Source organism: Mycoplasma sp. CB776, from assembly GCF_054343395.1.
In genome coordinates this window covers 1-14,244 of the sequence record NZ_JBTGVD010000028.1, presented here as the reverse complement: position 1 = coordinate 14,244, position 14,244 = coordinate 1, and the positions used below count along the sequence as shown (strand labels likewise).

At 23.5% G+C, this 14,244-nt stretch carries 10 protein-coding genes and 1 pseudogene; 4 read left to right on the top strand and 7 right to left on the bottom strand.

Features of this window, described 5'->3' with window-relative positions:
* The 3 genes and pseudogenes from ACXX86_RS03665 to tyrS all read right to left on the bottom strand — a co-directional run.
* A pseudogene (locus ACXX86_RS03665) lies at positions 1-348 on the bottom strand (hypothetical protein); the annotation flags it as partial.
* A 70-nt stretch (positions 349-418) separates the two neighbouring features.
* Positions 419-2,548: a Tex-like N-terminal domain-containing protein gene (locus tag ACXX86_RS03660; RefSeq protein ID WP_458561153.1), complete on the bottom strand. Its 2,130-nt coding sequence runs from the start codon at positions 2,546-2,548 to the stop codon at positions 419-421.
* A gap of 7 nt (positions 2,549-2,555) precedes the next feature.
* Entirely contained in the window at positions 2,556-3,794 is a 1,239-nt protein-coding gene (tyrS, locus tag ACXX86_RS03655) for a tyrosine--tRNA ligase (RefSeq protein ID WP_436359147.1), read from the bottom strand.
* A 70-nt stretch (positions 3,795-3,864) separates the two neighbouring features.
* On the opposite strand from tyrS, the gene ACXX86_RS03650 reads away from it, so the two are divergent.
* Positions 3,865-4,734, top strand: coding sequence for a DegV family protein (locus ACXX86_RS03650; RefSeq protein ID WP_458557667.1), 870 nt, complete (start codon positions 3,865-3,867; stop codon positions 4,732-4,734).
* A 47-nt stretch (positions 4,735-4,781) separates the two neighbouring features.
* Here ACXX86_RS03650 and ACXX86_RS03645 read toward each other — a convergent pair whose 3' ends face one another.
* From ACXX86_RS03645 to ACXX86_RS03635, 3 genes are all read right to left on the bottom strand, one after another.
* Complete coding sequence (locus ACXX86_RS03645; protein ID WP_458557668.1) at positions 4,782-6,230, bottom strand: DEAD/DEAH box helicase; 1,449 nt, start codon at positions 6,228-6,230, stop codon at positions 4,782-4,784.
* 11 nt (positions 6,231-6,241) lie between these two features.
* The gene (locus ACXX86_RS03640; protein WP_436359142.1) at positions 6,242-6,946 is read right to left on the bottom strand and encodes a pseudouridine synthase; all 705 of its coding nucleotides are present in this window, start codon (positions 6,944-6,946) and stop codon (positions 6,242-6,244) included.
* Between the two features lie 68 nt (positions 6,947-7,014).
* Positions 7,015-11,199: a hypothetical protein gene (locus ACXX86_RS03635; RefSeq protein WP_458561152.1), complete on the bottom strand. Its 4,185-nt coding sequence runs from the start codon at positions 11,197-11,199 to the stop codon at positions 7,015-7,017.
* A 144-nt stretch (positions 11,200-11,343) separates the two neighbouring features.
* Here ACXX86_RS03635 and ACXX86_RS03630 point away from each other — a divergent pair, with 144 nt between their 5' ends.
* The 3 genes from ACXX86_RS03630 to ACXX86_RS03620 are packed head-to-tail and all read left to right on the top strand — an operon-like array spanning position 11,344 to position 12,866.
* Positions 11,344-11,871 carry a tRNA (cytidine(34)-2'-O)-methyltransferase gene (locus ACXX86_RS03630; protein WP_436359140.1) on the top strand — a complete coding sequence of 176 codons (528 nt, stop codon included), beginning with the start codon at positions 11,344-11,346 and terminating at the stop codon, positions 11,869-11,871.
* Positions 11,861-12,607 carry a TrmH family RNA methyltransferase gene (locus ACXX86_RS03625; protein ID WP_436359139.1) on the top strand — a complete coding sequence of 249 codons (747 nt, stop codon included), beginning with the start codon at positions 11,861-11,863 and terminating at the stop codon, positions 12,605-12,607. Before ACXX86_RS03630 ends, ACXX86_RS03625 begins: the two co-directional genes overlap by 11 nt.
* Entirely contained in the window at positions 12,600-12,866 is a 267-nt protein-coding gene (locus tag ACXX86_RS03620) for a DivIVA domain-containing protein (RefSeq protein ID WP_436359137.1), read from the top strand. The genes ACXX86_RS03625 and ACXX86_RS03620 overlap by 8 nt, the downstream gene beginning before the upstream one ends.
* 30 nt (positions 12,867-12,896) lie before the next feature.
* On the opposite strand, the gene ACXX86_RS03615 is transcribed toward ACXX86_RS03620, so the two are convergent.
* Positions 12,897-14,093 carry a phosphopentomutase gene (locus tag ACXX86_RS03615; protein WP_436359133.1) on the bottom strand — a complete coding sequence of 399 codons (1,197 nt, stop codon included), beginning with the start codon at positions 14,091-14,093 and terminating at the stop codon, positions 12,897-12,899.
* Between the last annotated feature and the right edge of the window lie 151 nt (positions 14,094-14,244).

Sequence of the window (14,244 nt, the reverse complement as noted above, 5' to 3'; positions counted from 1 at the left end):
AACTTCTTTAGGTAAAACATCTTGATAAATTTTTATGGATTTAATTAAAATTTCTTTTGGGATACTATCTCAAATTTTTTTCTCTTCTTCTGGTGTTAATGTTTTTCTTTTTCTTCCAACACCTTTATTTTTCTTAGGTGATTTTCCTGTTTGGGATTCTAAATTCATACCTAAATTATAAAGTTTAACTTTTTCTTTAAAAAGAAATTTTTTAAAATAAGTTGGTTCTGTTTTTCTAAAATGAAAATATTCAGTTCAAAATAAATCTAAATTTCTCATTTTCTCACAATTATCTAAATATTTTTTAATTCAATATTTTCATTCTTCTGGTTTTAATTGTTTTGACATTTTTCTCCTTAAATAAAAACATAAATTTGGTGTCCCAAATTTATGTCCCTGTTTATTAATTACTTGAATTTTAATTTACTAAATTTACAGCAACATTGCCATTTTCCTGATTAATATCACTAATTTCCACTTCTACAACTTGATTGATATTAATTTGATTTTCTTGATATTTAGAAGAATGTAAGAAAACATCATCTTTTAATCCTATCTCAATAAAAGCACCAAATTCAGTAATGTTTCTAATTATTCCTTTAAAAATCATACCTTTTTCTAACTCATCTTTATTAACTATATTATTTCTTAAAATAGGATCATCTAAGTCATCTCTAAAATCACGAAGAGGATTAGAAAGATTTTCTAGAATTAATTTTATTTCAAAATATTCTAAATTTAATTTAATTTTAATATTATTAATTTCTTGTTCATTATTTAGATCTTTGAATTTATCATAATTAAAAATAGATAAACCATATAATTCCATAATTTTATATGCTTTTTGATACATATCAGGGTGAATTGAAGTTTTATCTAAAAATTCACTTGATTCATTAACTCTTAAAAAACCAGCAGCTTGTTCAAAAATCTTCTCATTAATTCCAGAAATTTTTAAAATTTCTTGTCTAGAGTTAATTTTTTTATTTTTTTCAATATAAGAAACAATATTTTTAGCTGTTTTGAGGTTTAATCCAGAAATATGCACAAGTAAATCAACAGAAGCAGTATTTATATCTACACCAACACTATTAACACACTGAGAAATTGCAAAATCAACTTTCTCATTTAAAAGTTTAACTGGTATATCGTGTTGATACTGCCCTACACCAATACTTTTTGCTTCAATTTTTATTAATTCAGATAAAGGATCAATATTTCTTCTTGCAATGCTTATTGCTGATCTTTGCTCTACAGATAAATCTGGAAATTCTTTTATTCCGGCTTTAGATGCAGAATAAACAGATGCCCCAGCTTCAGAAGTTATAATAAATTTTATTTCTAAAGAATGTTTTGTTATTAACTTTGAAATAAAGTTGATGCTTTCTCAACTTGCAGTTCCGTTTCCAACTGCGATCAAATCTACCTTAAAATCCTTTATTAATTGCAATATTTTATTTTCTGCTTCAACTAAATCTTGATTATTTTTTGGTTTATTTGGATAAATAACATCAATTGATAAAACTTTGTTATTAGCATCTACTACAGCTAATTTGCAACCACTTACAAAACCTGGATCTCAACCTAAAATAATTTTATTTTTAATAGGTTTTTGTAATAAAAGTTTTGTTAAATTTTTAGCAAAAATATTTGCACTTGTTTCTTGTGATTTTAATAATAATTCGGAATACACTTGATTTTCAACACTCGGAATCAAAAGTCTTTTAAGTCCGCTTTTAACAGCTTCTTCAATATATTGTTTTCCTTCTCATTCCACTTTTTTAGTGTATTTATTAACTATGAATTCAGTTATAAAATCATTTTTGTATTCAAAAGAATTAGTAATAACTTTCTTTTCTGTAGCTCTATCTATTGCCATTATTTGGTAACTTAAAAGATATTTAATTGGTTTATTAAAACTGTAATAAATTTGATATTTATTTTCTATATCATTTTCTCTATTTTTAAGTTTAGTTACTATTTTGGAATATTTATAAATTAAATCTACTCATTTTTGTCTTATTTCAACATCATTATTTACAATATCAGCAATTATGTCTTTAGCACCTTCAATTACATCTGTAACATTATTAACTTCTTTTTGAGGGTTTATATATTTTTCTGCTTCTTTAGTAAAATTAACTTTTCTATTTAAAGATAATAAAAAGGTTGCAAATCCCTTTAATCCTTTGATTATAGCAATATTTGCTTTTGTTTTTTTACCTGTTGAGTATGGTTTATAAAGATTTTCTAACTCCACCATTTTTTCGCATTTTAATATACTTTCTTTTAATTGGTCGGTTAAAATTTCTTTTTCAGTTAAGGTTTTTATAATACTTTCTTTTCTTGCTTCAAGTTTTAAATTGTAGTTATATAAATCGTATATTTCTTTTATTTCAACTTCATCTAAACCGTTTGTATAATCTTTACGATATCTAGAAATAAAAGCAATGGTATTTTCCTGTTCAAGAAGTTCAAGAACTCTTTTTATATATTTAGAGTCAATATTTAGTTTTTTTTCTAATTGATTAATAATTTTTTCGTTCATTTTTTCCTTAGTTAAACTCAATTACAAAGTAATGTTTTTTTCCTTTTTTTATTAAAATAAATTTTCCATCAAAAAGGGAAAAATCTATATTTTCGTCTTCGCTCATAATCTTTTTATCATTAAATATTAAAGCTCCCTGTGCAATAAATTCTCTCATTTCCCTTTTAGAATTAAAAATTTTAGTCTCAATCAATAAATCAGAAATAGTCTTATCTTTAGTTTGTAAGAAAAAAGGAATTGAATTTCTTAATTGATTTATATGTTCAATTGTCAATTCTTTAAAATCACCTTTATTAAAGAGAATATTAGTTATTTTAACAGCATTATTTGCTTCAGTTTCGCCATGAATATTTTTTACAACTTCAAAAGCTAAAGTTTTTTGAGCTAATTTGAATGATTTATTTTCATTGTGCTTTTGAATTACTTCTTCAAGTTGTTCCAAACTTAAAAAAGTTAATCATTTTAAAAATTTTTCGACTTCTAAATCATCAGAAGCAAGTAAAAATTGATATAAACTATAAGCAGAAGTTAATTCAGGTTTTAACCATAATGATCCACCACCAGTAGATTTTCCAAATTTTTTATTGTTTTTATCAGTAAGTAAATTTGTAGTTATTCCAAAGGCATTGTTGTTATCTCCAAAAGCTTTTCTAATAACTTCTATCCCTGTTGTGATGTTTCCTCATTGATCAGATCCACCTAATTGTCCTTTAACATTGTAATTTTCATATAAATATTTAAAGTCTCATCCTTGAATTAATTGGTATGAAAATTCTGTAAAACTCAAACCGTTTTCTAATCTATCAGCAACTGAATCTTTTGAAATCATATAATTTATATTTAAATATTTACCAACTGTACTTAAAAAAGTTAGAATATTCATGTTTTGGTAAATTTCTAAATTATCAAAAACTTCTAAATTGAATTTTTTTAACTGATTAATTATTGATTCTTTATTTTTTTTAACTTCATCATCAGATAAAAGAACTCTATCTGATGATCTAAAGGAAGGATCTCCAATCATTCCTGTAGCTCCTCCTACCACCGCTAAGACTTTAACTCCTGCTTTTTGAAATCTTAAAAGGGTACAAATTTGAATATAGTTACCTAAATGTAAGGAAATTGCTGTTGGATCAAAACCAGCATAAATAAATTCATCGTCTTTCATATTAATGAATTTTTCTTCATTAGTAATATCTTTCAAAATACCACGTTTTTTCAAATCATCTACCAATTTTTTTTTCATTTTTCTCCTTTATTAATATTTTACAAAATAAAATAAACTAATATTTTAAAAATATTATATAATATTTTGTATGAAAATCGCAATTATAATAGATTCCGCTACAGGATTAAGTCAGAAAAAAGCAGAAGCAATGGATTTATATTTTTTACCACTTTACATTCAAGTGGATGAAAAAGAATTTGCTGATGGAATAGATTTAGAATCTGGTGAAATTTTAAAATATGTAAATCTTAAATCAAAAGTTTCTACTTCAGCAACTCCATTAGGTCTTGCACATGAACTTGTAGACAAAATTAAAGATAAATACGATAAAATCATTATTTATCCAATTAGTAAAGGTTTATCATCTCAATACTCTAACTTTAAAACTTCATTTAAAAATGAAGAAAAAGTTTATGTTGTTGAATCTAATAAAGTAACTCTTCTATCTATAATTGATATCATTAATTTTAAAAACAATATAAAAAATGGTGTTGATTTCAACTTAGCTGTTGCTAAATTAGAAGAGGATTTTGTTGGAAAATTTTTATTAATTCCTAAATACAATGATGCCTTAGTTAGAGGTGGAAGATTATCTCCTTCTGCTGCTTCAATTGCTAAATTATTAAAAATAGTTCCTGTAATAAAATTAGAAAATGGGATGTTACAAAAAGAAGGTAAAGGAAGAATTTTTAGAAAAACTTTATTCAATTATTATAAAGAAAATTGAGATAATTTACCTAAAACTAAAGATACTAAAACTGTTATTATTCATTCTGGAAATAGTGAAATAGAAGAAATTAAACAAGAATTTGAAAATTATTCAAATTCTAAAATTGAACTTTTTGATATTCCTAATGTTATCGCTATCCACACTGGTTTAGAAGCTGTTGCTTTTGGAATCATTAATATTAGCGATGAATCATTGGATTTAATTAAAAATATTTTTGCTAAAAAGTAATAAAAAATGAAGTTAGTTACTTCATTTTTCTTTATTTTTCCTTTATTTTAATGTCTTCTTCTTTTTCTTTTTTCTCTGCTGTGAGAAATATTATTAATTTTTTTATCTAAGAATTTTTCTTTTCTTTTTCCATTTTTAGATTCTTTTCTATACTTTTCTTTAATAATAACACTTGGTTCAGGATTTAGTTTAATTTCTCTTTTGTTGTTTTTAGTGTTTGCAATAAATTCAGCTAAAATTATAGCTAATTCTTCTGTATTAAAAGTTTCTAATAATTTATCTTTGATGTTTGTGTATTTTGCATATTTATTTTTTTCTAATATTAGTTCACATTCTTCAAATATTCTTTTTTCTCAAACAGATTTTAATTTTTCATCACTCGGAACAAGGATTTCTTCAATTTCAGAGTTAGTTTCATTTGCAATTCTTTCAATGTGTAAAATCTCATTATGTTTTACAAAAGATAAAGAATATCCGGTTCTACCAGCTCTTCCGGTTCTACCAATTCTATGTGTATAATATTCAATTTCCTGAGGTAAATCAAAATTAACAACTCACTCAACGTGATCTACATCAATCCCTCTTGCCATAACATCTGTTGCAACTAAAATTGAAATATCTTGTTTTCTGAATTTATCCATTACAAAATTTCTTTCTCTTTGTTGCATATCACCTTGAATACCAGATGCTTTAAAACCATATTCTCTTAATGCATCACTAAGTTCATCAACTCTTTTTTTAGTTCTTCCAAATATAACAACTGATTTAGGTTTATATAATTCAAGAAATTTTATTAAGTTATTTAATTTACTTGATTCTTTCATTAAAACATATTCTTGTTTTATTGTAGAACTTGTAGTTAAACCTTGTGAAATAGAAATTACTTTTGCATCAGTTGTGATCATTTCACTTAAATTCTTAGTTTTTTTATCAAATGTTGCTGTAAAAAAGAAATTTTGTCTTTGCTTTGGAATAAAGTTTAAAATTTCTTTAATTTCTTCGTAAAATCCTACTTTTAATAATTCATCAGCCTCATCTAAAGTAAAGGATTTTAAGGCAGAAAAATCTATATTTAACTTAAATTTTTCTCCTTTTAACAAATCAATTAATCTTCCTGGAGTTGAAATAATGATTTGTGGTTTTTCTTTTATTGCTTGTTTTTGTTTATCATATGAAATCCCACCTAAAATTAATGCATTTTTGATTGCAAAATTTTTAGTAAGACTTTCAAATGTTGTATAAATTTGTGTAGCTAATTCTCTTGTTGGAGCTAAAATTAAATGTTGTATACTTTTATTTTTTTCGTCTGTATTTTGAATTATTGGTATAGCAAAAGCTGCAGTTTTACCTGTTCCTGTTTGTGCCTGACCAATAATATCATTTCCCATTAATGCTAATTCTATAACAGCATCCTGTATTGGTGTTGGTTGATCATAACCCATTTCTTCTATTGCTGTTTCTAATTTATTTATTAAATTAAATTTTTTAAATCCCATTTTTTCCCTTTTTATATTATTTTTACAAGTGATTTTAATCACCTAATTTCCTTTATATTTAGTTTTCTATATTCGCCTTTTTTTAATCCAATATGACTGAGTCCAGCAAATTCAATTCTATTTAATGATTGAACTTTTAAATTGAAAATTTCAAATAATTTTTTAACATGGTGATAAGTCCCCACACTTAAAGTTACTAAATAAGATTTAGTATCTACTTGTTTTACTTCTTGTTTTGAATTTATCCCATCAATAAAGACATTATTTCCATTTAAAAAATCTAATTGCTGTTTTGTTAACGGTTCATTCAATCTAACTCTATAAATTCTTAATATATTATATTTTGGATGTAATAATCTTTGAGTTAATTCACCATCATTAGTTAAAAGAATTGTTCCGGTGGTATTATAATCTAATCTTCCAACAGGGAAAATAAACTTATTTTCCTGTATTAAATCAGTAATAACGGTTCTTTTTTGTGGATCATTTAATGAACAAATTACTTTTTCTGGTTTATTCATTATATAGTAAACATTTTCTTGTTTAAAAAGCGGTATACCATCTACCAAAATTTTATCTTTAAAACTTGCTTTATCACCTAAATTTGCAATTTTTCCGTTAATTGTAACTTTTTGTGCTTGAATTAATTCTTCTGCTTTTCGACGTGAAGCAATCCCTGCTTGTGATATGAGTTTTTGAACTCTTTCTATTTTCATAAACAAAATTATATATTATTTTCGCTTTTTATTAAATAAAAAAACAATCCTTGCAAAGGACTGATAATTTATTTTGAAAATATATCTTTGAATTTGTCGGGATATAAATAAGACATTTTTTTAATAATTTCATCAAAAGCAATTGGATTATAAGATAATTCTCTATTTTTTAAAAATGAATATTTTTGTGTATCAAAAATTAAAAAGTTGCTTGCACTTCAATTGCCACCTTGTGCGTCTAAACCAACTACTTTTGCATCACTATCATAGACTCCACTACCTGAAGAACCGCTATATCAGTCATAATCTTGAACTTCACCTCATATAGCTGGTCTTATTGCATTAACACCACCTTGTGATGAATTTGAAAATTTTATAGGATTATTTCCTATTAAATATTCTCTATATCTTAATCCTGGATAACTATCACTATTTCCTAAAGTTTGAACTTTTGGTAATGTAGCCATATAAAAATTCAAATTGTTAAAGGAACTTAAATATAAAGATAAATCTGAAATTTCTAAAGGTTTTAGTTTTTTAAAATTTAAGAAGTGACGTATAGCATTTTTTTCTTTTTCATTTAGTGAACGATTTTTATATTGATAATGATCTAAATCTTGATTTTCAAAAGTAGTAAATATTGGTTTAAAATCAACAATTGCTATAATAGCATCTAAATTATCATAAGTATTTCTATGGACTACTTCTCCATTATTGTTTTTAAAATCACCGTAATAATTTGCTACAGAATTACTAAAATCTAAAAATAAATCAAAAGTTATTCCTTGTTGATCTTGAGGGATTTCAAAATCGAATATATTTCCATCTGGTTGTAATTCAGGATGCTCTTTATTTGTGTAAATAGGGAAATATTTATTTGTTTCTGGATTAGTAGATGGTCTTGCAATATTTGTAGAAGCTATTAATTGCGGGTGTTGAACAGTTATTCTTTCATATCCTTGTAAATTTTTATCGAGTGTTCCTATTCCGGATTTTCTGTTTGTATTTCAAACGTGGAAATTAACAAAAGCATAAAATCTATAATCGTTAGAATTGTCATTTACTTTTGCAAAAATATTTCACGTTCCATCAGCATCGGAATTTAAACTAAACACACGATTTCTTCCTTCTTCAATAGGTTTTACTGTATTTTCGCTGTATAAACGGCGAGAACGGTCGTTAGCATTAGGTGCATCTATTAATATATTTTTTCTAGACTCAGCATTAATTACCTTGTCTTCAGTTTTTAAATCATAAGTATTTTTATATCCTGTTGATGTGCTTAAAATAGAATTATTATCTATTTTTTGTTGTTGATGAAAAGATATTTTCTCATCTTTTTCACTTTCATTTTGTATTCAATTAACAAAAAACTCACTTCGATTTATAAAGGCAGAGCGATTATTTGAGTGATTATGAACTGATAAAATATTATTAAATTTAATTTGATTATTTTTAGTGTCTAAACTTAATTTTAATTTATTATTTTCTAAAGATAGACTAAACTTAATATTACTTTTAATTTTAGAAAAGATCTCTTGTTGAAATTCAGGATTTTCAGATACATAATCAAAAAGAAAATCAACATTTTCTAAAGTTTTATTTTCTTTAATATTTTTTAAAGATACAGGCACTCTAACTCTTGAATGAATATCATTAAACTCATTTGAATCTTTAAATTCTCTTGGATTTAAATCTAGTTCAAAAACAAATCAAAAAAGGACATTTTCTGCAGGAAAATCATTTGGAATAATAATTGAATTTAAATCTTCAATAATATAGGCATTATTTTTATTTTCATTAATTTTAAAAATAGAATCTTTTAAATATTCCCTTGTTTTAAATCAATGTATTTTTTGATTTATATTATTTTTTTGTAACTTAAAATCTGTATTTTTATTTTTTATTTTTCTATTTGGATATCTTTTTTCTAAATTATAAAAATCAAAATTATAATCTAATAAAGTATTAAAGTTTTCTACTGAAAAATTAATATTGGTTTTCTTATCAGTATTTTTTTGACTTTCTAAAAGCAAATCATGCTTTGCAATTTTTAAACCGTTGTTTATTTGTGAATTATTCTCTACTAGGTTTTCATTGTTGATAAATAATTGATTTTTTAATTTTTCTGAATTATTTCAATTAAAATTATAAGAAAAACTAATGTTTTTATTAGATACATCTTTTCTTGGTAGAAAATTTATAAAACTATGATTATTGACAATATCAATATATTTAAGTTTATATTTTATTTTTTCTTGAAAACCTGCGATTGAAAACTTACTTAATTCACTAAAAGGAATGTAGATTTTTTTAATAGAAGGAACAGAATTAGAAGCATCAAAATTTTCATCTTCATTTATTACAATTTCTGGATCAAAAGGAAAAGTTGGTTTCTTTTTCTTTTCTTTATAAACTTTTTTCTCAACTTCAAAATAAAAAACAAATATTTTGTCGCTTAAAACTGCTAATTGATTTTGACTTCAATTAAAAGAAGATGTTGCATATATTTCTTTAGAATTTTCATTTTTATAAATATCAAAATTTTCTATAGTTAAATCATTAAATAAAGTATTTTCCTTTATAAATTTATATTTAGATTGTAAATTGAAAGAAGATTTTTTATTGTTATTTATGATTAATTCAGTTACTATGAACTCATTTTGATAGTTACTTAATAGATTAGGATTAAAGCTCAATTTATTTCCGTTTATGTTTAAATCAATATATTTACTTCATTGATTATATTGATCAAAACTTTTTACTAAAACTTTAGCACTAGAAATGTTTTCAGAAGTGTTATTGATAATATTTAAATTTATTAAATTAGAAGAAACTTCAATTGAAGAAATGTCTATATTGGAAACTTCATTAGTTGTAATTGAAGTTTCTTTCTGTATTGGTTTAGTTACTGTGTTATTTAAATAAGAAAAGTATGAAGTGTAATAACTATTTTTGTTTAATAAACTATCTTTACTTATTTCTGAAAAATTAGTTGAATTATGCACATTAATTTCTGTATTTTGAATTAAATTAGCATTTTGAAGTGTAAAAATATTACCATAATTTTCTATTGATTTATTAACATATTCTACATCAATTCCTTGTTCTGGTTCCTTTGGATTATTATTTGAAGTTTCTGTATCATTATTTTTTAATTTGACAACAAATTCCTTTGAAAAATTTGAATTATTATTAAATTTAATTCATTGATTATTAACTTCAACTTCAAAAAAATTAAATTCATAGGTTCCAGCTTCTATATTATTAATTATAAAATAATAATGATTATTTGATGAATTTAAACTAATTTCAGAAGAATAAATTTTATTATTATTTTCTTTATTTATAAAGGAAATTCTTGAATTTTTGTTTACAAAAGAATCTTTAACTTGATTTAATGTTATCTCAAAATTATTTGAAGTATTTTCTGTATTATTTTCTAAAATAATTTCTTTTTTAGCTATAGTTAACTCATTTACTTGATCAATTAAAAAGAATGTTTTAAAAGAAAAATTATTGCTGTTATCATTATTGGTAAATATAACATTGTCTTTATCATCTGTATTAAAAGTAATCTTTTTTATTCAATAATTTGTATTTTCTAATAAGTTATTTGCATTTACTTTTATTTTAATTTTGTTATTTTCTAAAAATTCATAACTTGCTTTATATGTTTGATTATTATTTAAAGTTACTTTAAAATTTTCATCTGTTTTAATACTATTTAAATTTTTACTATCGAAAATTAAACTGAATTCAGCAAAATTATAGTCCCTTCTTACAATTGAAAAAATTGAATTTTTAAAATCAAATTCAGGTTTTTCTTTAATTTTAATTTCATCTGATGGTTTTGTTTGGTGTAAGGTTTTAAAAGAAATTGTTTTATTCTTTAAAATATTTAAGTCATTTAAAAAAATTTCTGAAATTTGATATTCAGTATTGCTTTCTAATTTATTGAAAATAAAAGAAAATTGAAGTTTACTAGAATTTATTGGAAATTGTTTTAAATATCCGTTTTTAAATTTAAAACTTAAATTGTAGTTTTTATTTTGATCTAAATTTTCTATTTTTAAAGTCAAATTAATGCTATTTTCCTTTATATTTGAAATTTTATAATCTTTTAGTTCTTCTTTATTAATAGGTTTGTTTATTGTATCTGTATTACTTTCATTAGTTTGATTACATGAAACTATTAATATAGAAGTACTTGATAAAATGATTGGACTTATTGCTCAAATTTTCTTTTTCATAATTCTCCTCAAATATTTATATATTTTAATTATACATTTTCTTAATTAAAATGATTTAAAAATTAAAATAGTTATAAAAATTTTTTTATAAAATACAATTTAGTATAATTAATAATAAATAAATTATTAATTAAAGAGGTAAAAATGCTCAATATTATCCTATACCAACCTGAAATAAGTCCAAACACAGGAAATATAATAAGAACTTGTTTTGCTCTTGGAGCAAAATTACATATAATCAGACCCATAGCTTTTATTTTAGAACCAAAATGATTAAAAAGACCAGCAGCAGGTAAAAGACTAAGTGATATTAGACATGAAATTCATAATAATTATGAAGAATTTAATCAAAAATATAAAAATCAAAAAATTTATTACATAACAAGATATGGACAAAAAACATATAGTGATGTCAATTTTAAAGAAATTGATCAAAATGGTCAAGATATTTTTTTAATGTTCGGAACTGAATCTACAGGAATTCCTAAAAAAATATTACAAAAAGATTTACAATCTTGTTTAAGAATACCTATGGTTGCTGAAAACAGATCAATAAATCTAGCTAATTCTGTAATTCTTGTTGCATATGAAGTGATGAGACAATTAGACTTTAAAAACCTTTCTTTATTTGAAGTTCAAAAGGGAAAAGATTTTATTTCTAATGATAATTAATTCGCTAAAAAATCAAAAAATTATTGATTTAAACAAATTAAAAATAAAGAAATATAGAGATAAAAGTAACTTATATTTAATAGAAAATCCTAAAATAATAGAAGAAGCACTAAAACAAAATCTCATTGAAGAAATAGTAACTTCACAACAAGAAGTATATGAAAAATTTTCTACAAAATTAAAAATAAAATCTTTTTTAGTTACAGAAGAAATAATAAAAAAACTTTCTTTTACCGATACACCACAAAACATTATTGCTGTTTGCAAAAAAAATACTAATAATTATGATTTTTCTTCTAAAATTGTTATTTTAGATAATATACAAGATCCAGGTAATTTAGGGACCATTTTAAGAAATTGTCAAGCTTTTGGTTTTAAAGATATTATAGTAAAAGGTGTAGATATTTATAATGAAAAGGTTGTAAGATCATCCCAAGGAGCATTTTTCTATTTAAACATTATTCAAACAAATGATTTAGTTTTTTATTTAAATCAACTCAAAAATAAGTATTGAATTTATGGAACGGTGTTAAAAAAAGAAAGTGTAGAATTATCTAATATAAAGAAAAATAAAGAAAAAATAGCAATAATTTTTGGAAACGAAGGAAATGGAATAAGTTCTGAAATTCAAAATTTTATAAATGAAAATATTTATATAAAAATTGATTTTGAATCATTAAATGTAGCAATAGCAAATGGTATAATTTTAAATCACTTTAAGGAAAACAATGATTAAAAGAATTAAAGAAAAAATTTTAAATCAACAATTTGACATAGTTTTAAATGGATACAATCCAGAACAAGTTGATTGATTTTTAGATCAAATTAACGAAGAATTTGATAGTTTCATCGAAAATCAAAACAATCTTGAAACAGAAATTAATAATTTAAAAAATGAAAAAAATGAACTTCAAGAACAAATTGAAATACTTCAATTAGAAATTAATAATTTAAAAAATATTTCTGGAATTAGCGATAAAAAACCAAAAGAATAAAAGGAACTGCAATAGTTCCTTTTATTTTATTTATATAAGTTTGTCAAAAATATCTTCACCAGTTTCAACTAATTCTAAATCAAAATTTCTAGCTATAATATTTCCAGAAGTTCCCAAACCACTTAAAATTCCAAGATTTCTTTCTGAACCTTTAAATGATTTAGAAAAGATTGTTAGTGGTAATGCTTCTCTTGTGTGATTACTTCCTGGGAATGAAGGGTCATTACCGTGATCTGATGTAATTATTAATAAATCATCTTCATTCATTGCATTAATTAATTTTGTTAATTTTATATCAAATGAATTAATATTATGAGCATATCCTTCAAGATTTCTTCTGTGTCCATAGTGTGAATCAAATTCAACTAAATTAACAAAGATAAACTCATTTTCAGTATTTTTAGAAGCAATTTCAATTGCTACATCCATATTTTCGTTATCACTTGCTGGTGGAAATACTTCATCAATTCCTTGACCAACAAAAATATCATTAATTTTACCAACAGCAATTGTTTTTATACCTTTAGCTTGCAATTGATTTAAAATTGTTTGTTTTGGTGGCTTATTAGCATAATCATGACGATTAAAAGTTCTTGTAAATTCTCCATTTTCTCCAACATATGGTCTTGCTATTACTCTAGCAACATTTCATTCAGGATTAGAAGAACAGATTTCTCTTGCTGCTTTTGCATATCTATATAAATTTTCAAGTCCTGTATATTTTTCATGACCACAAATTTGTAATGTTGAATCAGGAGAAGTATAAACAATGATGTGACCTTTTTCAATTTCTTCATTTCCTAATTCAGCTAAAATTACTGTTCCACTAGCTTCCCTGTTTCCGATGATTTTTCTACCATCAAAAGCTTTTTCTAATTTGCTAATTAGTTCTTGTGGAAATCCTTTTTCCACAAATTGTGGATTAGGAACTTTAGTTTCAATTCCCATCATTTCTCAATGACCAGCCAAAGTGTCTTTAGCATTAGATTTTTCTACTATTCTTGCCATATATGCTAAATGATTTTTATTTTTTTTGCCATAATTATGAAGTTTAGTAATTTCTCCAATACCTAATTTTTTTCAAGTAGGAATTTCTAATAAATTACTTTCACTTACATGGAATAGAGTATCAGCACCTTGATCACCAAACTCTTTTTGTCTTCCATCATCACCAATTCCCAATGAATCAGTGACGATCATAAAAATTCTTTTAAATTTTTTTTGCATTTTTTTCCTTTTATAAAAATTTTAAATTAACTTTACCTTTAAATTATATTACTATTTTGTTTTTTAAAATGAAAAAACACCATAATTTAAATGGTGTCCTTAAATGAAATATAAAGTGCACCAGTGTTTTTATAACCTACTTGTATTTTAT